Origin of the sequence: Mesorhizobium sp. M0159, from assembly GCF_040322295.1 — a bacterium.
In the GTDB taxonomy this organism is placed as follows: Bacteria; Pseudomonadota; Alphaproteobacteria; order Rhizobiales; family Rhizobiaceae; genus Mesorhizobium.
Window position 1 is genome coordinate 20650 of record NZ_JAMYTF010000044.1, and the last position, 19690, is coordinate 40339.

Here is a 19690-nt window from a genome sequence, read left to right on the forward strand (position 1 = left end):
ACTATAGCGCGCGCCGGAGCGAAGGCCACCCACGCTTTCGTATCGGCGGCAGCGTGACACATCATGTCGAGCGAAAAAAAATTCGAAAAAAATACGCGTGCAAAAATGTCGACTTCCATCTGTCCCGGCCGTCCTGCGGGCGGCCATGGACTTGGTGGCCGGATGGAGGACCACATGAACAACCTGTTTTCTGCTCACTGCACAAGCACCGGCTACAGGGCCGGTGAACAACAAGCCGACTGGTCGCGCCTGCAGCCTTCCGGCTTCGGCCGATTGCTTGCGGCGATTGCCATTATCGGGATTGCGGTATCTCTTCTCGACTATGCTGCGGCCGGTCTCGATTCTGCGGCAGGCAAGGGCTCCGCGGAGATTTCCGTAGCCTCGTCTTCGGCTTCAAGCCAGGAATGGAGATAAAAATGAAGTATGTTTGCCTGGTTTATGGTGAAGAAAAAGATCTCTACGCAATGACGCCCGAGAGGCTGGCCAAGCTCGACGCCGATTCGATGGCCCATGACCGGTCATTGGACCAACGCGGGATGCTGATCATCGCGCAGGCGCTGCAATCGGTGAAAACGTCGAAAACCGTTCGCAGGCGCAAGGGCAAGCGGCTGGTCACCGACGGCCCCTTCGCCGAAACCAAGGAGCAGTTGCTCGGTTTCGTCATGATCGAGGCCGAGAGCCTCGACGAGGCGCTGGAGATCGCGGGCGAGATTCCGCTGGCCGAAATCGGCACGATCGAGGTGCGGGCGATCTATAAGGTGCCCGGGTCATAGAGATGTCTCGATAAGTTCCTCCGCGGAGCGGCGGGGACCAACGACTGGCATGGGCTTTCGTTTTCTTCGTCGGACGCAACTTTTGCGTGTTGAAGCGAAGCAATACTTCTCCTATCGTCGCCGAGATCGGGGGATTTCGGGGCATGCATATATTGATTGCAGCAATCGGCCTGCTCGGAGCAGCGGGCTTCTGGTGGTACCGGCTGAAGATCATGAACGACGCGGCGCGTGAGGTTGCCGACGTCGTTGGCCGCGTGCAGGGCAATGTGCGCCGCAAGAAGCTGCGCAAGCAGGCGGCACTCTCGCCGCTGACGGCGATCGACGATCCGGTCGTGGCGGCCGCGACGCTGATCACCGCCATCGTTTCCGAGAACGGTCCTATCCTGCCGCAACGCGAAGCCGCCATTCAATCGGTCATTTCGGAGATTGCCGATAAAAAGCAGACCGATGAGGCGGTGATCTACGCCAAATGGGCGGCTTCGCAAATCGACGACGCCACGGTCGTCATCGACAAGCTGGCGCCGTTCCTGCGCGAACGCCTCGACGCGGCTGAAAGGAACGATCTGCTGCAGATGGTCGGCCGTGTGGCGGAGGCGGGTGGGCAAAGCCTGCAGATTTCCGACCAGCGAATGCTCAGGCTGCGCCAGAAGCTGGGCTTCGAGGTCAACTGACCGAACGGCCAGTGACGCGCACTTGCCAAGCCTAAATCGCCTCGCCCTTCAACAGTTTCGGCGTGTCGCCGGACAGACCCGACGCGTGGCGGATGAAGAACCCCTTCAGCCGCGGCATGCGTTCGACAAGGCCGAGGCCGATGTCGCGCAAAGTGCGCAGCGGGCCGAAATCGTTGGAAAACATCCGGTTCAGCACATCGGTGGTGATGCCCATCTGCACCGTGTCGAAACGCCGCCATTGCTGGTAGCGCTCGAGCACGTCGAGCGCGCCGATGTCCTGGCCGAGCCGGTCGCCCTCGACCACCACTTCGGCCAGCGCCGCCACGTCCTTGAAGCCGAGATTGAGACCCTGGCCGGCGATCGGGTGGATGCCGTGGGCGGCGTCGCCGGCCAAGGCGATGCGCGGCGCGACGAAGGCGCGCGCAATGGTCAGCCCGAGAGGCCAGGCACGCGGCTTGTCGGCGATATGGATTTCGCCGAGTTTGAGGCCAAAGCGCTGCTCGAGCTCATATTCCAGGACCAGCGTGTCGCCACTGACCAGTTTCTCGGCATCCTGCGACCGTTCGACCCAGACGATCGATGAGCGGTTGGTGCCGTCCTTGCCCGGCTTGAGCGGCAGCGTGGCAAACGGGCCCGCGGGAAGGAAATGCTCTTCGGCGCGGCCGTTGTGCGGCCGCTCGTGCGCCACCGTGCAGACGATGCCGGACTGGCCATACTCCCATTTCACCGTCTTGATGCCGGCCATGTCGCGCAGCTTCGAATTGACGCCGTCGGCGGCAACCAGCAGCCGCGCCTTCAGCGTCGCGCCGTCGGCAAGATGCACCGTTATGCCGGCGCCGTTGATGTCGAAGGCGCTGACGGCGACGCCTTCGATGATGCCGATGCCGAGTTGTTCGGCGCGCCGGCGCAAGGCGCCGTTCAAATCCTTGTTGGCGACCATATGCGCAAAGGGTTCGCCGGGCGCGACCTCGCCGTCGAAGGTGAGGAACACCGGGCGGACCGGATCGGATGTGCGCGAATCGGTGACAATCATTTCGGTGATTGCCTGCGCCTCCGGCGCGATCTCGTTCCAGACGCCGAGCTGGTCGAGCATGCGGCACGCGGCGGCGGCAATCGCCGAGGCGCGGCCGTCCTTCTGCCAGACGCCGGCCGGCGCGGCATCGACGACGGCGACGGCGAGGCTCGGCCGCGCCTGCTTCAGCGACACGGCGGCGGCCAAGCCGATATAACCGGCGCCGGCGACCAGAACGTCGAGCGAATTCTTGCTGTCGACCATGGGCAATTCCTTTCGCAGCCTGACTGTCGCCGGGCATTCCGCCCTTGACTGCCCGCTGTTCCTGTCGGAAACCGCCATGGTAATTTTGCGGCGAGGTCAAGATGACGGCAGCCATGGACGAGCTTCTCGGCATTCTCGACCTCGAGCAGCTGGAACACAACCTATATCGTGGTCGCAGCCCCAAGCTCGATTGGCAGCGCATCTTCGGCGGCCAGACCATCGCCCAGGCGCTGGTCGCCGCGCAGCGAACGATCGAGCCCGAGCGCCACGTGCATTCGCTGCATGGCTATTTCATGCGGCCGGGCGACACCAAGGTGCCTATCATTTACGAGGTCGACCGCATCCGTGACGGCGGCTCCTTCACCACGCGCCGCGTCGTGGCGATCCAGCACGGCCAGGCGATCTTTTCGCTGGAAGCCTCGTTCCAGCAGGATGAGGTCGGCCTGGAACATCAGGTGCCGATGCCGCAGGACGTGCCGGCGCCCGACACGTTGCTGTCGCAGCGCGAATTGCTGGGTAAGTTCGGCGAAGCCGTGCCCGACGGCATCAAGCGCTATTGGGAGCGCGACCGGCCGATCGAGATGAAGCCGGTGATGCTGAAGCATTATACCAGCCGGGAAAAGCTCGAGCCGAAGCAGAACATCTGGATCCGCACCACCGGCCCGGTGCCAGCCGACCGCGCCACGCAGGCGGCCGTGCTCGCTTACCTCTCGGATATGACGCTGCTCGACACCTCGACCTTTGCCCATGGCCGCGCCATTTTCGATCGTGATATCCAGGCAGCCAGCCTCGACCACGCCATGTGGTTCCACCGCAGCCATCCGCTCGACGACTGGATGCTGTACACGCAAGACAGCCCGTCGACGCAAGGATCGCGTGGTTTTACCCGCGGCTCGCTGTTTGCCCGCGACGGCACCTTGATCGCCTCGGTTGCCCAAGAAGGACTCATCCGGCTGAAGCGGCCGCCTGCGGAGTAGGCATTTTTCGAAATTTGCCTATTTTTTAAGCATATACACTGCCGCGCCTGTGAACAGGCAGCTGCCAGACCTTCTCGATTTCGTTGTTTAACAACAGCTTAACACCCTGCTTCGGCAATTGGCACGGAGCTTGAATCCTAGCGGGCACTCTCCGGCTCTCATGGGGATCGGCGAAGTCGTGCAAACGCGGGGACCCGCAACAGCAAAGGGTGAAACCTTATGAAGATCGTGATGGCAATCATAAAGCCGTTCAAGCTCGACGAGGTGCGCGAGGCGCTCACCGCAGTCGGCATCCAGGGCCTGACCGTCACCGAAGTAAAAGGCTACGGACGTCAGAAGGGGCACACGGAAATCTATCGCGGGGCGGAATACGCGGTCAGCTTCCTGCCGAAAATCAAGATCGAAGTCGCGGTCGCTGTCGACATGGTCGACAAGGCCGTCGAAGCCATCACTGCGGCGGCCAAGACCGGCCAGATCGGCGACGGCAAGATCTTCGTTTTCGGCATCGACCAGGCGGTGCGCATTCGCACCGGCGAAACAGACACCGACGCGCTTTGAGCTGCGGATACGTATTCCAATGGAGAGTTCAATGAATATTCCTTCCACCTTGAAGATAACGGGACGCGCGGCCGTTTTAGGTTCGCTCGCTCTCGCTGCACTGGGCACGGTTGCTGCGTTCGCGCAGGAAGCGGCACCGGCGGCACCGGCTGCCCCTGCGCCCGCGCTCGACACCGGCAACACAGCCTGGATGTTGACCTCGACGGCGCTGGTGCTGATGATGACCATACCGGGCCTGGCGCTGTTTTATGGCGGCATGGTGCGCAAAAAGAACGTGCTCGCCACCATCATGCAGAGCTTTGCCATCACCTGCCTGGTGACGGTGCTGTGGTTCATGTTCGGCTACTCGCTGGCCTTCTCGGATGGCGGCGGCATGAATGCCTATCTCGGCGGCTTCTCGAAGTTCTTCCACAACGGCATCACCACCTCCTCGCTGTGGCTGCCGGGCGTGGCGAACATTCCTGAGTTCGTCTTCTCGATGTTCCAGATGACCTTCGCCATCATCACGCCGGCGCTGATTGCCGGCGCCTTCGCCGAACGCATGAAGTTCTCGGCGCTGCTCATCTTCATGGGCGCGTGGCTGCTGGTGGTCTACGCCCCGATCGCGCACTGGGTGTGGGGCGGCGGCTTCCTCGGCACAGCCGGCGTTCTCGATTTCGCCGGCGGCACCGTCGTTCACATCAATGCCGGTGTTGCCGGCCTGGTCTGCGCGCTGGTTCTCGGCAAACGTGAAGGCTACGGCACCACCAACATGGCGCCGCACAACCTCGTCTACTCCGTCATCGGCGCTTCGCTGCTGTGGGTCGGCTGGTTCGGCTTCAACGCCGGCTCGGAACTGGCCGCCGACGGCCTTGCCGGTGCCGCAATGCTGAACACCCAGGTTGCCGCTGCTGCTGCGGCGCTCGCCTGGATGTTCGCCGAATGGATCGTCGCCAAGAAGCCGAGCGTTCTCGGCATCATCTCGGGCGCCGTCGCTGGCCTGGTCGCGGTGACGCCGGCTTCCGGCTTCGTCAATCCGACCGGCGCCTTCATCGTCGGCATCGTCGCCGGCGTGCTCTGCTACGTCTCGGCCGTCAAGCTCAAGCACGCGTTCGGCTATGACGACTCGCTCGATGCATTCGGCGTGCACGGCATCGGCGGCATCATCGGTGCATTGCTGACCGGCGTGCTCGCCGATCCGGCGATCAACAGCCTCGGCTCGGGCGCCTCTGTCGGCAAGCAGCTCTACGGTATCGTCTTCACCATCCTGTGGACGGCGATCGCGAGCTTCGTGATCCTCTACATCGTCAAGGCGCTGGTCGGCCTGCGTCCTTCCACCCCGGAAGAGGTCGAAGGCCTCGACATCAGCCAGCACGGCGAAGTGGTGCCGTAAAAAGGTATTGGCTGGTACCGGCGTTTTGCCGGTGCCGGGAAGATCCCGTCGTGATGCTCCCGAAAGGGCTCACGCCTTGAGGCCCGGAAGATTTCCGGGCCTCTTTTTTGCGCGCGGATGGCCGTGATGGCTCGATCACGGTCGCTTGATCAAGGTGCTCGATCCGCCGGCGACGTGAAACAGCGGCCGCAGCGGCTCCGAACTGTGGTGGCGGTCGCCCGTTCCGGTGACGCAGAATGCCCATGGTTAATGCGCCCTTAACCTTCCCGCCGCTAGTCTGACAGCCGAATCTGCCGTGTTGCGCGTCCGCGCCCGGCCGGGCAACGACAGACGAGGAAGAGCATGCGTTCAGGGGCTTCAGCACCGCTTGCGCTGGCCGATACGGAGCACGGCATCCGGTCGTTCGCGAGGCGCCAGGTCGGGCGGCTGGTCGGTGCCGGGCTGTTTGCTCTGGTTGGTTTCGGCGTCGCCGCCCTTGCCACCTGGAACGTCGCCGATCCGAGCTTTTCGCATGCCACCGACAATATCGTCACCAATGCAATGGGTTATGCTGGCGCCGTCTTTTCCGACATTGCCATGCAGTTCTTCGGACTTGCCGCCGTTGCGGCGCTGGTGCCGGCGGTGATCTGGGGATTTCTGCTGTTTACCGCGCGCGGCGTCGACCGGCTGCCGAAACGGGCGCTGGCCTGGTTCGGGTTTTCGCTGCTTGGCGCGGCAATTGCCGGCTGCGTGGTGCCGCCCAAGACCTGGCCGCTGCCGACCGGCCTCGGCGGCGTCTTCGGCGACATGGTGCTCAATATCCCGGGCCTGGTCATCGGCGGCTATCCGACCGGCCTCGTCGCCAGCGTGCTCGCCGTGCTCCTGGCAGCGCCGGCGCTGTGGGTATTCTTGTATGGCTCGGCGCTGATTTCGCGCAAGAACGGCTTTGCCGTCCTCGAACAGCCTGTAGTGCCCGATCCGCAGGACGACCTGCTTTTCGACAATGAAGAGGACGAGGGCGACGAAGGTATATTGGCGCTTGGCGCCATCACCCACTGGTGGCTGTCGCTGCGGGCCTATCTGCGCCGCCGCGCGGCGCGGCGGCGCGAGCGCGACGATTTCGAGCCGGAGATGGAACCGCGCCCCAGCGCCTGGCGGCGGGCGGCCGAACGGGTCGAATCGGCCGAGTTCGCCGAGGCGCGGATGAGCCCGGGCGGGCGCGCCCGCGTCGAGCCGGAATTCTTCGCCGCCATGGTCAACGACCGCAGTGCCTCGATCGACCCTGACGATGCCGACGTCTTCGGTAACGACGACAATGACGACGAAATGGATTTCGCGCCCGAGCCGGCCGGCCCGCGCCGCGCCGCGCCAATGGCCAAGGTGCAGAACTTCCGTTCCGACGCGGCGACACGCGTCGAGGCGCCGGCGCCGCGGCCGGCCCCCGGCGCCCGCGTCCAGCGCGAGGCGCAGACTTCGCTGATCGGCTCGGAAAAATTCGAGATGCCGTCGCTGCACTTCCTGTCGGAACCAAAGAACGTGGTGCGCGACGCCAGCCTGTCCAAGGACGCTCTGGAGCAGAACGCCCGCCTGCTCGAGGGCGTGCTGGAGGATTTCGGCGTCAAGGGCGAAATCATCCATGTGCGTCCGGGTCCGGTCGTCACGCTCTACGAGCTGGAACCGGCGCCCGGCATCAAATCGTCGCGGGTCATCGGCCTGTCCGACGACATCGCCCGCTCGATGAGCGCCATCGCCTGCCGTGTCGCCGTGGTGCCCGGCCGCAACGCGATCGGCATCGAATTGCCGAACGCCAGGCGCGAGACGGTCTATTTGCGCGAGATCATGGCCAGCCGCGATTTCGAAACCACCAAGGCCAAGCTGGCGCTGGCGCTGGGCAAGACCATCAATGGCGAGGCGGTGATCGTCGACATCGCCAAAATGCCGCACGTGCTGGTCGCCGGCACCACCGGCTCGGGCAAGTCCGTCGCCATCAACACCATGATCCTGTCGCTGCTCTACCGGCTGACGCCGCAGGACTGCCGGCTGATCATGATCGATCCAAAGATGCTGGAGCTCTCGGTCTATGACGGCATTCCGCATCTTCTGACGCCGGTCGTCACCGATCCGAAGAAGGCGGTGGTGGCGCTGAAATGGACCGTGCGGGAGATGGAGGACCGCTACCGCAAGATGTCCAAGGTCGGCGTCCGCAACATCGACGGCTTCAACGCGCGCGTGCAGCAGGCCGAGAAAAAGGGCGAAAGGATCTCGCGCACCGTGCAGACCGGCTTCGACCGCCAAACCGGCGAGGCGATCTACGAGACGGAGAACCTCGACCTCGAGCCGATGCCCTACATCGTCGTCATCATCGACGAGATGGCCGATTTGATGATGGTCGCCGGCAAGGACATCGAAGGCGCGGTGCAGCGCCTGGCGCAGATGGCGCGCGCCGCCGGCATCCATGTCATCATGGCGACGCAGCGGCCGTCGGTCGACGTCATCACCGGCACCATCAAGGCGAATTTCCCGACCCGCATCTCCTTCCAGGTGACATCGAAGATCGACAGCCGCACCATCCTGGGCGAGCAGGGCGCCGAACAGCTGCTCGGCATGGGCGACATGCTCTACATGGCCGGTGGCGGCCGCATCCAGCGCGTGCACGGTCCCTTCGTCTCCGACGACGAGGTGGAGAAGATTGTCGCGCATCTGAAGCTGCAGGGCGTGCCGGAATATCTCGACGCCATCACCGAGGACGACGATAAGGATGACGATGAGCCGACGGGCAAAGGCAGTGGCGGCGGCGACGGCGGTAATTTCGAGGATTCCGACGATCCCTACGACCAGGCGGTCGCGGTGGTGCTGCGCGACGGCAAGGCCTCGACCAGCTACATCCAGCGCCGGCTCGGCATCGGCTACAACCGCGCCGCCTCGATCATCGAGAAGATGGAGAAGGAAGGCATTGTCGGCCCGGCCAACCATGCCGGAAAACGCGAAATCCTGGTGCCGACGGAGGACGACAAGTTCTAGAGCGCGTCCGCGCCGGCAACTTTGAACCTTTTGGCGCGTTGCAGCGGACGGGCGCCGTGCGGCCCGCCAAACTTAAGCCCAACTGGGGGGCCAGACCAATATAACGAGCAAGCAATCAGATGATGGTGACCGGCATGAAAAACGCAACTCTCGCCCCAAGCAGGGATTTCGCCCCAACCCGCCGGCAGGTGCTCGGCCTCGGCCTGGTCCTGGCCGGTGCGGCGGCCGCCAACCTCGTGCCCGGCTTCCAGTTGCTGGCGTCGGCGCAAGCAGCGGTTCCGGCGACGGCGCAGAAGATCGCCGATCATTTCTCCTCGGTCAAATCGATGAGCGGCGAGTTCGTGCAGTTCGGACCCAAGGGCGAGCAGACCGGCGGCAAGTTCTTTCTGGAACGGCCGGGCAAGATCCGCTTCAATTACGACGGCGCCTCGAATTTCAGAGTGATTTCCGACGGCAAGTCGGTGGTCATCCTCAACAAGAAGCTGCGGACCTCCGACCTCTATCCGCTGTCGAAGACGCCGCTGAAGCTGCTGCTCGACGACAAGATCGATCTGTCGGGCGGGCGCGTCAGAAGCGTCAAGGAAGAGGACGATCTCACCACCATCCAGCTTGCCGACAAATCGGTGTTCGGCAATTCGAAGATCACCATGATGTTCGATCCGAAATCTTATGAATTGCGGCAGTGGACCATCACCGATGCGCAAGGCAAGGACACGACGGTGATGATCTTCAACACCAAGGAGGGCGTCAGCTTCGCCCCCGACACCTTCGCCATCGACTATACGGCGAACCGCGAGCTGAACACCAAGACACGGTAACTTCTACCGTTGCGGGATGGCTTTTCCGCGTTGGTGCAGGCGGCTTGTTTTTGCGGTGCGCGGCTGGCAGTAGTTTCCGCGATTGACTTCCGTCGGAGCCATCCGGCGGATCTCGCGTTGTCCGGAACCCCACATGCCGTTTTCCGTCGCTACCTGGAACATCAACTCCGTCCGGCTGCGTATGCCGATCGTCGAACGCCTGCTGGTCGAGCAGGCGCCGGACGTGCTCTGCCTACAGGAAACCAAGGTTCCGGACGAATTGTTTCCGGAGAAAGCGTTCCGCAAGCTCGGCTACGAGCACATCGCCTTCCATGGCCAGAAGGGCTATCACGGCGTTGCCACCATAGCGCGGCGGCCGATCGAGGTGGTCGAAAAGCGCCGCTTCTGCGAGATCGACGACAGCCGGCATCTGTCGGTCACCGTCAACGCCGGCGGCAAAACGATCCTGCTGCACAATTTCTACGTACCGGCCGGCGGCGACGAGCCCGACCCGGCCGTCAACCGCAAGTTCAAGCACAAGCTCGATTTCGTTGCCGAGATGAACGCCGTCCGCGCCGAGCATGACGAGCACTCCGGCGCGATCCTGGTCGGCGACCTCAACATCGCGCCGCTCGAGCACGATGTCTGGTCGCACAAGCAGCTCCTCAATGTCGTCAGCCATACGCCGGTCGAGACGGAAAACTTCGAGGCAATGCGGCTCGCCGGCGACTGGATCGACCTGATGCGGCTCAATGTGCCTTACGAGGAGAAACTCTATACCTGGTGGAGCTATCGCGCCCTGGATTGGCTGGCCTCAAATCGCGGCCGCCGCCTCGACCATGTCTGGTCGTCGCCAAACCTGGTGCCGCATTTTGCCGGCTATGAAATCCTGCGGCCGGCGCGCGGCTGGGAACGGCCCTCGGACCATGTGCCGGTGATCGGGCGTTTCAACCTGGATTAGCTTTGTCTCGCCTTAACAACTCAGCGAAACCTGAAGCTATCCGCGATGTAGTCGGGACGGGCGTTCAGCGTGGCGAAAACGTCCTCCAGGTCAGGCGCCCCCGCCAATATGCCCGACAGGACCAGCGTCGTCGCGACGCCGACGCCGTTGCCGCCGGCGATGTCGTGCTCGACGCTGTCGCCGACGCAGACCACGCTGTCGCGCTCCGGGTGGCCCGCCAGTGCCAGCGCTGCCTCGAATATCTGCGGATTGGGCTTGCCAATGCGCGCCACGCTGCCGCCGAGGCTCTCGTAGAGATCGGCGAGCCGGCCGGCGCCGAAGCGAGGGCCGACGGCAGTCAGCATGATCTTGTCGGGATTGGTGCAGAAGCATGGCACCCGCCGCGCCGCCGCCGGACCAAGAAGCCGGCGATAATGGTCGAGGTCGTAGCGATCGCCCTCGCTGGCGGAAATCAGCACCAGTTCGGCATCGTCGCCGTCCTTGGCCAGGACGAAGGGCAGGCCGTCGACAGCCGAACGGTCATTGTCGCGGCGGATCAGCAGGCATTTTGTCTGCGGGCGCAGGGCTCCGGATGCTGCCATTTGGTGGAAGGAGCGCCACGCCACCTCGCCGGAGGAGACAAAGTGATCCCAGCTTCCCGGTTCGAAACCGAGCTTCAGCAGGCGGCGCTCATTGGGTTGCGCCCGCTTGCCGGAATTCGAGATCAGTACGATGGTCTTGCCGGCGCGCTTGAGTGCCGACAACGCTTCGACAGCACCTGGATAGGCGCTGGTGCCGTCGTGCAGCACACCAAATTGGTCGAGCAGGAACACCTGATAGCGGTCGGTCAGCGCGGCGATGCCGTCGAGGTGTTGAATTGCCTTGGCCGTCATAAAAGCCCCGCTGCGCTTGCGCCCATCAGCGCCAGCCGCGCCGTGCCGGCAGCGGCCTCCTCCGAAAGAGCCGGCACGAGAGCGACGCCAAGCTTGCGCTGCCGGATCGCTGTCCAGGCCGGATTGGCCGCACCGCCGCCGACGCTCCTGACCGATGTCAGCCGGGGGGCGCCGAGTTCGGCAAGCCGGCGATAGCCGAGCGCTTCGATCGCCGCAATACCCTCGAACATCGCTTTCAGATAGTCGGCGTCGTCGGCGGGCCGCGGCTCGAGGCGCGGCGGCAGCGCCGGATCGGCTATGGGGAAGCGTTCGCCCGGCGCCGGCAGCGGGTAATAATCGAGGCCGGTCTTCGTCGCCGGGTCGATTTTTTTGCTGAGTTCGACAATGCGGGCGACGGGGAAATGCTGGGCCAGCACCTTGCCGCCGGAGTTCGAGGCGCCGCCCGCCAGGTAGGTGTCACCCAGCCGATGGCTGTAGATGCCGAATTGCGGCGCCGAGATCGGCCGGTCGGAGAGGATCTTGATGGTCAGCGACGAGCCGAGCGCGGTAACGCCGTCGCCCGCGGCACTCGCACCGGTCGCCAGGAATGAGGCGCAGCCATCCGTCGTGCCGGCAACGATAACCACGTCGCGCGGCAGGCCGAACATTTTCGCAGCGCTGGCGGTGAGCGTGTCCGTGACATCGCCCGGCCGGACGACGCGGGGCAGGAATTCCATGCGCACGCCGGTCGCCGCGATCCAGTCCGGCCAGCGCCGGGCCTCGACGTCGTAGCCGGTCTTCAGGGCGTTGTTCTCGTCGCTGACATCGAAGCGGCCGGAAAACTGTCCGGCGATCCAGTCTGCCTGGTGCAGCACAGTGGCGACGCCGGGCAGGTGCTGGAAAGACAGCGCCTTGGCGAGACCGGAGGTCGCCCCAAGTGCAGCGCTCGTTGCCGGTGCCGCGCCGGCTATTGCTGTCAGAATAGTGTCGTCAGCGACCTTGTCGTTGTACATCAGCGGTTCGGCCAGCGGCCGCCCGGCGCCGTCGACCGGCAGCAGCGTGCCCGACGTACCGTCGACGGCGATCGAGCGCACTGCCGCGCGATCGATACATTTGAGCAGTTCCGCCAACGTCGCGCCGACCGCCTCCCACCATATGGCGGGGTCGCGGCCGTTCGGCCCAAATCGCTCGAGGGCAATAGCGGAATGCGCGGCAACGGAAAAATCCGGACGCATGGCGACGGCGCGCGCGCCGGATGTGCCGATGTCGATGCCGATGGCAAGCGGACCAGACGAACGCGGCATGTCAGCTGCCTCCGGCATTGAGTTTCTGGCGATATTTTTCGGCGTCCCAGTTGATCAGCTCGTCATTCTCCGCCGCTGTCAGATAATTCAGCTTCGCCGAGACATCGATCCGCGCTGTCACGTCGGAAAGGCAGCGCTGCATGGCGTCGGCACCGGCGCCGGCGTCGCCGCGCATCAACACGCCGAGTCCAGGAAACAGGATCGCCACGGGTGCGGCGCCGCAGCGCTCGATGACGCGCTTCACACCCTCGTCCGGTCTCGCCACGACCGAGCCTTCGCCGAGAAAGATGACGTGGTCGGGGTAGAGGCTGCCACCCGAAGCCATGCGGCAGCTTTCGGGGTCGATCGCCACCGCATGCGCCTCAACGTCCGCCGGCAATCTGTAGTCGCTGTCGCCGGCGCGCGCCGTCAATGCCGCGATGTCCGGTTCCGCCACCTGGCGCGGCGGCCGCGCCAACAGTCGTGTCACGCGCCGCAGCAGCATGTCGGCCGCGGCGACGGTCTCGGCTGCAACGACCAGGCCGTGATTGCCGAGGATCAGGATATCCACGCCTGGCCGAAGGCGCTCGGCGATACCCTGCGCGAGCGGCAGTCCCGGCCGGCGATAGGGAACATACGCCCATTGATGGCCGTCGAGCCGTCTGGCGGCCTCGGCCTCGCAGTCGGCCTGCACGGCCAGCGAAATGGTCTCGACGCAGTGAACATGCAGAACGATGCGCTGCGGCATCAGCGCATGCACGGTGGTCTCGATCGACGGGCGCAAGCCGCGCGCGTTGAGGGCGCCGACAGTGAAGGCCTGCGGCTGTTCGGCGGCCGGGTCGCGCCGTTCGATGGCGTCGAGCAATGGCGGGATGCCGACCGGCACCATGATGTCCGCGATGAGCGCGTCCTTCAGCCAGGTGCCGGAGGCCTTGATCCAGAGCGTGTCGCCGGCTTTCAGCGAGGTGTTGCCGCCGGCGGCCTGGGTCAGATGCGGGTCGCTGCCGATGGCGGCCGAAAGCGACTGCAGCGCTGCCAGTTCCTGCGCATCCGCACTGATCGTCATCGAAATTCCTCCACAAACCGGCCGCGTGGCCACGGCTTTGGACGTCCCGGTGCCGGGACGAAGACCGACGCTGGTATCGCAGATGCGAGTAAGTTACGTCAACAGTGATGTTATCGCGTCAGATCAGGCTTGCAATCCGAGGCGTGTTGAGTAAGTTGCACCAATTGCCGTGCAAAATGGCAATGCCCTGCAAAATGCTTGGGAGGCAAGCGCATTGGGAGGTAAGGGTTGAGCGACTCCGGCCGCCAGCGCCAGATTGTCGAGCTTTTGCGGGACCGGCCTTTCGCATCGGTGCGCGAGCTGCAGGAGCGGCTTGGCGTGTCGGCGGCGACAGTGCGGCGCGACATCGACAAGATCGACGAGGCCGGCGAAGCGCGCAAGGTCTATGGCGGCATCTCGGCGCTCGATGGCGCTTCGCAAGCCGGCGTCGCCTATGCCAGGCCCTATGACGAGAACCGCGACCTCGCCGTCGAGGCCAAGCGGCAGATCGCCGCTCTCGCCGCCACCATGGTGCGCGACGGCGACGCGGTCATCGTGCATGGCGGTTCGACCTGCTTCCATCTCGGCGTCAAGCTCGCCGACCGCAACATCCGGCTCTACACCAACTCGATGCCGCTCGCGGCCTATCTCAGCGACCACGGCCATTGCAGCCTCACCGTCGCCGGCGGCGAACTGCACCGCGAGCCGGGCATCATCCATTCGCTGACGCAGACGGTGCCGTTCTACGCCTCGAAGTTCTTTCTCGGCGCGCAAGGCATCGGCCAGGAAGGCCTTCTGGAATCGCACCCGCTGCTGGTCCGCTCGATCGTCGAGCTCAGCCTCTGCGCCGACCAGATCGTCGTGCTGGCCGACAGCCGAAAACTGTCGATCCACGCGCGCAATGTGGCACTGCCGCTGTCGCGGATCGGCACGCTGGTCACCGATGACGGCCTGTCCGAGACAGATGCCCATATGCTCGAAGATGCCGGCGTCATGGTGCGGATCGCGGCTTCCTCGGGAGGCGCCCAGTGAACATCGCCGTCCTCGATTTCGGCAAGACCAATTCGAAGCTGTTCGTCTTCGGCCAGGACGGACAGATCCTCGAGGAGCGCCGCACCCAGCCGAGCTGGATCCGCAAAGGCGGCTTCAGCGTGCTCGACGAGCCAGCGCTGCACGACTGGGCGGCTCGCGCCATCGATGATGCAGTCGACACGCATGGCGTGGAAGGGCTGATGGTATCCGGCCATGGCTGCACCTTCGCGTTGGTCGACGAAGCCGCGCTGACGCATCCGATCCTCGATTACGAGCAGGAACCGCCAGCTGAAATCGCCGCGCAGATCGACCGCCGCATTCCGGATTTTGCCGAGACCTTTTCGCCGCGCCTGCCGCTTGGCTTCAACTACGGCCGCCACATGTTGTGGCTGAAGGAGGTGGAGCCCGGTGCCTTCGCCACAGCGAAATCGATCCTCGGCTACCCCCAATATTGGAGCTGGCGGTTTGGCGGCCGGCCGGTATCGGAAGTGTCGTATCTTGGCTGCCACTCGCATTTATGGGCGCCGCGCAAACGCGATTTCAGCTCGCTGGTCGATGCCGAGGGCTGGCGCGGCCAGATGCCCGCCTTCGAGCGTGCCGGCGCGGTGATCGGCGAGCAGCGCTTCGGCCAGGCCGCGAAGCCAGTCGCCATCCATAATGGCGTCCACGACAGCAATGCCGCGCTCCATGCCTACCGCCGGCAGCAGCTCGGGCCGGTGACCGTGGTCTCGACCGGCACCTGGGTGGTCGTGCTCAATCCGGACTGCCCGCTCGACGCACTCGATGGCGAGCGCGACATGCTGGTCAATGTCGATGTCGATGGCGGCCCGGTGCCAACCGTCCGCTTCATGGGCGGGCGCGAATTCGCCACGATCAGCGCCGGCTGGCAGGGCGCAATCGCGCCGTCATCGATACAACGGGTGATCGACGCCGGCATTATGGCGCTGCCGAGCTTCGCGCCCGGCGGCCCGATGCCGCACCGCCGCGGCGAACTGGTCGGGCGTACGCCCAATGCCGAGGAACGCGCGGCCATGGCGCTGCTCTATGTCGCGCTGATGGTCGATCTGTGCCTCGAGCTGATCCATTCGGACAACACAGTGATCGTCGACGGCGGTCTGAACAATGGCGGGCTGCTTGCCGCGTTGCTGGCGCAGTTGCGGCCCGGGCAGGCTTTCCTGCAGGGCGCAACGCTGGAGGGCAGCGCCACCGGTGCTGCCGCACTTGCCTTCGAAAGCGTCGGACGCCAGTTTGCCACCGAAGCGCCGGAGGCGGTGCATGCGGCAAGTTTCAGCGGCCTTGCCGGCTATCGCAACGACTGGCGCGGCCTTGCCGCCGACCGGGCTGTGGCCAGCGCAGCTGCAGGAGCTGCGCGATGAGCGCCGCCGCCCGGATCGAGACGGTGCGCCAGCCGGTGCTGGAGATGCGCCACATCTCCAAGACGTTCGGTGCGATCCGCGCCTTGCACGATGTGTCGCTGACCGTTCACGCCGGCGAGCTGCACGCGCTGATGGGCGAAAACGGTGCCGGCAAGTCGACGCTGATGAAGGTGCTGTCCGGCGCCTACCGGCCGGACCCCGGCGGCGAAATCCTGATCGACGGAGTGCCGGCCGCGACTGGCGACCCGATCAAGGCGCGCGCCGCCGGCATTGCGGTCATCTATCAGGAGCTGTCGCTGGCGCCTAATCTGTCGGTAGCGCAGAACATTTTTCTCGGCAACGAGCCGCGACGGTTCGGCGTTGTCGACCGCGAGCAGTGCAATCGGCGCGCCAGCGAGATCATCGCGCGGCTTGGCGTGACCTTCTCGGCGCGCACTCCGGTCGCAAGCCTGTCGCTCGGCGAGCGACAGCTGGTGGAAATCGCCCGCGCGCTGTCGACCAATGCGCGCATCATCGTCATGGACGAGCCGACCACGTCGCTGACCTCGCGTGAGACCGACCGGCTGTTCGAGGTGATCGCGACGCTGAAGTCGCAAGGCATCGCCATCATCTACATCAGCCACCGCATGGAAGAGGTCTACCAGCTCGCCGACCGCGTCAGCGTGCTACGCGACAGCGGCTATGTCGGCACGCTCGACCGCGCCGACCTGAACGCCTCGCGCCTGGTATCGATGATGGTCGGGCGCGATCTGTCGACGTTCTACAAGAAGGATCACCGTCCGCCGGACAGCAAGCGCGCCATCGCGCTGTCGGTGCGCGACATGTCGGACGGCAATCTCATAAAGAATTGTTCCTTCGACCTCCACCAGGGCGAGGTGCTGGCACTGGCCGGCCTGGTCGGCTCGGGCCGCACCGAACTGGCACGGCTGATCTTCGGCGCCGACAGGCACACATCAGGCACGCTGGAGCTCGGCGGCAAACCGATATCCATCGGTTCGCCGAGCGAGGCGCTCGATGCCGGCATCGCCTACCTGACCGAGGACCGCAAGCAACTTGGCCTGTTTCTCGACATGTCGATCTCCGACAATATCAGCATGGGCGTGCTGGCAAAGGACGCGAAGGCCGGCGGTTTGCGCGACTTCACGGCTGCCGAAAAGCGCGCCGCCAAGGCGGTGTCAGACCTCTCCATCCGCACCAGCTCGGTGCAGGCCAATGCCGGCTCGCTGTCGGGCGGCAACCAGCAGAAGGTGCTGCTCGCCCGCCTGCTGGAAACCGAGCCGCAGGTCGTCATCCTCGATGAGCCGACCCGCGGCGTCGATGTCGGGGCGAAGTCGGAAATCTATCGGCTGATCGACAACCTGGCCAAGAAAGGCATCGCCATCCTGATGATCTCCAGCGAACTGCCGGAGGTGATCGGCATCGCCGACCGCGTGCTGGTGATGCGCGACGGCACCATTGCCGGCGAGGTGACGGCGTCGGAGGGCGAGCCGCTGCGGCAGGAAGCGATCATGGAACTTGCAACGGGAGCGGCTCAGCGATGACCGACAAGGTGGCCGACACGATGAAAGCGGACGACCGGGCGGTCGGCAGGAGCACGAGGTGGCGTACCGCCATCGCCGCACTCGGCATGCTGCCGATCCTGATCCTGCTGGCGGTCGGCTTCCAGTTCATCAATCCGCGCTTTTTCACCCAGACCAACCTGCTGATCGTCATGCAGCAATCGTCGATCAATATCGTGCTGGCCGCCGGCATGACCTTCGTCATCCTGACCGGCGGCATCGACCTGTCCGTCGGCTCGATCCTTGCCGCCTCGGCGATGGTGGCGGTGATGGTGTCGCTGGTGCCCGATTGGGGACTGCTGGGCGTGCCCGCGGCCATTCTCGTCGGGCTCGGTTTCGGCGTCATCAACGGGCTGCTGATCGCCTATATCAAGCTGCCGCCCTTCATCGTCACGCTGGGATCGCTGACCGCCGTGCGCGGCGTCGCCCGCCTGCTCGGCCAGGACACGACGGTGTTCAACGCGGACCTGCCGTTCGACTTCATCGGCAACGGTTCGCTGTTCGGCGTTCCGTGGCTGGTAATCATCGCGCTGGCGGTCGTCGTCCTGTCCTGGCTGGTGCTCAAGCGCACCGTGCTCGGCACCTGGATCTACGCCGTCGGCGGCAACGCCGAGGCCGCCAGGCTGACCGGCATCAAGGTGCCGCTGGTGCTGCTCTTCGTCTACGGCGTTTCCGGCCTTCTGGCCGGCCTTGGCGGCGCCATGTCGGCGGCCCGGCTCTATGCCGCCAACGGGCTTCAGCTCGGCCAGTCCTACGAACTCGACGCCATTGCCGCAGTCATCCTCGGCGGCACCAGTTTCGTCGGCGGTGTCGGCTCGATCTGGGGCACGCTGATCGGCGGCCTGATCATCGCCGTGCTGTCCAACGGGCTCATCCTCGCCGGTGTTTCGGACATCTGGCAGTACATCATCAAGGGATTGGTCATCATCGTGGCGGTCGCCCTCGACCGTTACCGGCTCCAGGCAGGAGCAAGAACGTGATGGCCCTTAGTCGCCGGCATCCAACGAGCCGGTTTCATGTGTAACGCACCGTGAGAGGCGCGGGGCATCAGGAGGAAAATAAAACAATGAAGACCATCGCTAAACTGCTCTGCGGCGTCGCCCTTGCGGCCGCCGTCATCGCGCCGGCATCGGCAAAGGATCTGAACAAGGTCGGCATCTCGGTCGGACTGCTCGGCAACCCGTTCTTCGTCGCCACCATCAAGGGCATCGAGGACGCGGCCAAGAAGATCAACCCGAATGTGCAGGTGACATCGGTATCGGCCGACTACGATCTCAACAAGCAGGTATCGCAGGTCGATTCCTTCATCGCTGCCGGTGTCGACGTCATCATGCTCAACGCAGTCGATGCCAAGGCGATCGCGCCGGCGGTGAAGAAGGCGCAGGCGGCCGGCATCGTCGTTGCCGCTTTCGACGTTTCGGCGCCGGACGCCGACGTCACCGTGATGACCAACAACGTCAAGGCCGGCGAAGAGGCGTGCCAGTATCTGGTCGATAATACCGGCGGCAAGGGCGACTATGTCATCCTCAATGGCCCGGCCTCGTCGTCGATCCTGGAGCGGGTCAAGGGCTGCAAGGACGTGCTGGCAAAGCACCCCGACATCAAGATCCTTTCCGACGACCAGAACGCCGAAGGCTCGCGTGACGGCGGCCTGAAAGTGTTCCAGTCGCTGCTGACGCGTTTCGACAAGATCGACGCGGTCTTCGCCATCAACGATCCGACGGCGATCGGCGCCCAGCTTGCGGCCAAGCAGCTCAACCGCTCGGAGTTCATCTTCACCGCGGTCGACGGTGCACCCGATATCGAGAAGGAACTCGCCTCCGGCACGTCGATGATCAAGGCCTCGGCCTCGCAGGATCCCTATGTGATGGCCGGCCAGTCGCTGACGATGGCGGCTGACCTGCTTGCCGGCAAGAAGCCGGCCGAGCCGACGGTGCTGCTCGACCCGAAGCTGATCACGGCCGACAATTTGAAGGATTACAAGGGCTGGACCGCGGCTCGCTAAGCCTCCCAAGCCTGGTGGGGGGGGGGGGGGGGGCGGGGCCCGGGGTTTAGAGAGGGGAGGGGTGAACCCCAAACACGGGTTGGGGGATGCGGGTGTGAAAGAGAACCTAGAGTAGGAGGGGGGCGGAAGCAGCACAAAAAGAGGTGTCGGGGGG

18 protein-coding genes are annotated in these 19690 nt (G+C 64.6%); 14 read left to right on the forward strand and 4 right to left on the reverse strand.

The features are described 5' to 3' along the window. Positions 1-174: 174 nt before the first annotated feature. The 3 genes from NKJ32_RS28475 to NKJ32_RS28485 all read left to right on the forward strand — a co-directional run bounded on the left by NKJ32_RS28475 (position 175) and on the right by NKJ32_RS28485 (position 1444). Positions 175-414, forward strand: a complete 240-nt coding sequence (locus tag NKJ32_RS28475) for a hypothetical protein (protein ID WP_031212700.1) — start codon at positions 175-177, stop codon at positions 412-414. Between the two features lie 2 nt (positions 415-416). Then, the gene (locus NKJ32_RS28480) at positions 417-773 is read left to right on the forward strand and encodes a YciI family protein (RefSeq protein ID WP_352450152.1); all 357 of its coding nucleotides are present in this window, start codon (positions 417-419) and stop codon (positions 771-773) included. 143 nt (positions 774-916) lie between these two features. Further along, entirely contained in the window at positions 917-1444 is a 528-nt protein-coding gene (locus tag NKJ32_RS28485) for a hypothetical protein (RefSeq protein WP_352578116.1), read from the forward strand. 31 nt (positions 1445-1475) lie between these two features. Here the strand turns inward: NKJ32_RS28485 and NKJ32_RS28490 are convergent, their stop codons facing one another. After that, a complete protein-coding gene (locus tag NKJ32_RS28490; protein ID WP_352578117.1) occupies positions 1476-2720 on the reverse strand; it encodes a ubiquinone biosynthesis hydroxylase in 1245 nt (414 codons plus the stop codon). Positions 2721-2821: 101 nt separating this feature from the next. Between NKJ32_RS28490 and tesB the strand changes: the two genes are divergently transcribed. The 6 genes from tesB to NKJ32_RS28520 all read left to right on the forward strand — a co-directional run bounded on the left by tesB (position 2822) and on the right by NKJ32_RS28520 (position 10385). Continuing rightward, a complete protein-coding gene (tesB, locus tag NKJ32_RS28495; RefSeq protein ID WP_352578118.1) occupies positions 2822-3697 on the forward strand; it encodes an acyl-CoA thioesterase II in 876 nt (291 codons plus the stop codon). Positions 3698-3916: 219 nt separating this feature from the next. Further along, positions 3917-4255 carry a P-II family nitrogen regulator gene (locus tag NKJ32_RS28500; RefSeq protein ID WP_023679755.1) on the forward strand — a complete coding sequence of 113 codons (339 nt, stop codon included), beginning with the start codon at positions 3917-3919 and terminating at the stop codon, positions 4253-4255. 49 nt (positions 4256-4304) lie between these two features. Beyond that, positions 4305-5627: an ammonium transporter gene (locus NKJ32_RS28505; RefSeq protein WP_031212694.1), complete on the forward strand. Its 1323-nt coding sequence runs from the start codon at positions 4305-4307 to the stop codon at positions 5625-5627. Between the two features lie 342 nt (positions 5628-5969). Further along, entirely contained in the window at positions 5970-8627 is a 2658-nt protein-coding gene (locus NKJ32_RS28510) for an FtsK/SpoIIIE family DNA translocase (protein WP_352829571.1), read from the forward strand. Positions 8628-8761: 134 nt separating this feature from the next. Continuing rightward, a complete protein-coding gene (locus NKJ32_RS28515; protein WP_031213172.1) occupies positions 8762-9445 on the forward strand; it encodes an outer membrane lipoprotein carrier protein LolA in 684 nt (227 codons plus the stop codon). A 133-nt stretch (positions 9446-9578) separates the two neighbouring features. Continuing rightward, positions 9579-10385, forward strand: coding sequence for an exodeoxyribonuclease III (locus tag NKJ32_RS28520; protein ID WP_352757307.1), 807 nt, complete (start codon positions 9579-9581; stop codon positions 10383-10385). 20 nt (positions 10386-10405) lie between these two features. Here the strand turns inward: NKJ32_RS28520 and NKJ32_RS28525 are convergent, their stop codons facing one another. From NKJ32_RS28525 to NKJ32_RS28535, 3 genes are read right to left on the reverse strand one after another with little or no spacing between them, the layout of a single operon-like run. After that, positions 10406-11257: a TIGR01459 family HAD-type hydrolase gene (locus tag NKJ32_RS28525; protein ID WP_023680489.1), complete on the reverse strand. Its 852-nt coding sequence runs from the start codon at positions 11255-11257 to the stop codon at positions 10406-10408. Then, positions 11254-12540 (reverse strand): FGGY-family carbohydrate kinase, encoded by a 1287-nt coding sequence (locus tag NKJ32_RS28530; protein WP_352757309.1) that lies wholly within the window; start codon positions 12538-12540, stop codon positions 11254-11256. Before NKJ32_RS28530 ends, NKJ32_RS28525 begins: the two co-directional genes overlap by 4 nt. Position 12541: 1 nt before the next feature. Next, positions 12542-13585, reverse strand: a complete 1044-nt coding sequence (locus NKJ32_RS28535) for a class II aldolase/adducin family protein (RefSeq protein WP_352757311.1) — start codon at positions 13583-13585, stop codon at positions 12542-12544. 228 nt (positions 13586-13813) lie between these two features. On the opposite strand from NKJ32_RS28535, the gene NKJ32_RS28540 reads away from it, so the two are divergent. The 5 genes from NKJ32_RS28540 (at position 13814) to NKJ32_RS28560 (ending at position 19536) form a co-directional block, all read left to right on the forward strand. Further along, positions 13814-14596, forward strand: coding sequence for a DeoR/GlpR family DNA-binding transcription regulator (locus NKJ32_RS28540; RefSeq protein WP_352757313.1), 783 nt, complete (start codon positions 13814-13816; stop codon positions 14594-14596). Beyond that, entirely contained in the window at positions 14593-15972 is a 1380-nt protein-coding gene (locus tag NKJ32_RS28545; RefSeq protein ID WP_352757315.1) for an FGGY-family carbohydrate kinase, read from the forward strand. The genes NKJ32_RS28540 and NKJ32_RS28545 overlap by 4 nt, the downstream gene beginning before the upstream one ends. Beyond that, entirely contained in the window at positions 15969-17513 is a 1545-nt protein-coding gene (locus NKJ32_RS28550) for a sugar ABC transporter ATP-binding protein (protein ID WP_352757317.1), read from the forward strand. Before NKJ32_RS28545 ends, NKJ32_RS28550 begins: the two co-directional genes overlap by 4 nt. Positions 17514-17533: 20 nt before the next feature. Beyond that, entirely contained in the window at positions 17534-18511 is a 978-nt protein-coding gene (locus tag NKJ32_RS28555; RefSeq protein ID WP_502896740.1) for an ABC transporter permease subunit, read from the forward strand. A gap of 86 nt (positions 18512-18597) precedes the next feature. Further along, the gene (locus NKJ32_RS28560) at positions 18598-19536 is read left to right on the forward strand and encodes an ABC transporter substrate-binding protein (protein WP_352829574.1); all 939 of its coding nucleotides are present in this window, start codon (positions 18598-18600) and stop codon (positions 19534-19536) included. Positions 19537-19690 lie beyond the last annotated feature (154 nt).

Bases quoted from the DNA above. Each gene is read 5' to 3' on its own strand.
- tesB (WP_352578118.1), top strand. From the start codon at position 2,822: ATGACGGCAGCCATGGACGAGCTTCTCGGCATTCTCGACCTCGAGCAG.
- NKJ32_RS28535 (WP_352757311.1), bottom strand. From the start codon at position 13,585: ATGACGATCAGTGCGGATGCGCAGGAACTGGCAGCGCTGCAGTCGCTT.
- NKJ32_RS28560 (WP_352829574.1), top strand. From the start codon at position 18,598: ATGAAGACCATCGCTAAACTGCTCTGCGGCGTCGCCCTTGCGGCCGCC.
- NKJ32_RS28550 (WP_352757317.1), top strand. From the start codon at position 15,969: ATGAGCGCCGCCGCCCGGATCGAGACGGTGCGCCAGCCGGTGCTGGAG.
- NKJ32_RS28500 (WP_023679755.1), top strand. From the start codon at position 3,917: ATGAAGATCGTGATGGCAATCATAAAGCCGTTCAAGCTCGACGAGGTG.
- NKJ32_RS28525 (WP_023680489.1), bottom strand. From the start codon at position 11,257: ATGACGGCCAAGGCAATTCAACACCTCGACGGCATCGCCGCGCTGACC.
- NKJ32_RS28520 (WP_352757307.1), top strand. From the start codon at position 9,579: ATGCCGTTTTCCGTCGCTACCTGGAACATCAACTCCGTCCGGCTGCGT.
- NKJ32_RS28555 (WP_502896740.1), top strand. From the start codon at position 17,534: ATGAAAGCGGACGACCGGGCGGTCGGCAGGAGCACGAGGTGGCGTACC.
- NKJ32_RS28510 (WP_352829571.1), top strand. From the start codon at position 5,970: ATGCGTTCAGGGGCTTCAGCACCGCTTGCGCTGGCCGATACGGAGCAC.
- NKJ32_RS28475 (WP_031212700.1), top strand. From the start codon at position 175: ATGAACAACCTGTTTTCTGCTCACTGCACAAGCACCGGCTACAGGGCC.
- NKJ32_RS28530 (WP_352757309.1), bottom strand. From the start codon at position 12,540: ATGCCGCGTTCGTCTGGTCCGCTTGCCATCGGCATCGACATCGGCACA.
- NKJ32_RS28480 (WP_352450152.1), top strand. From the start codon at position 417: ATGAAGTATGTTTGCCTGGTTTATGGTGAAGAAAAAGATCTCTACGCA.
- NKJ32_RS28515 (WP_031213172.1), top strand. From the start codon at position 8,762: ATGAAAAACGCAACTCTCGCCCCAAGCAGGGATTTCGCCCCAACCCGC.
- NKJ32_RS28485 (WP_352578116.1), top strand. From the start codon at position 917: ATGCATATATTGATTGCAGCAATCGGCCTGCTCGGAGCAGCGGGCTTC.
- NKJ32_RS28490 (WP_352578117.1), bottom strand. From the start codon at position 2,720: ATGGTCGACAGCAAGAATTCGCTCGACGTTCTGGTCGCCGGCGCCGGT.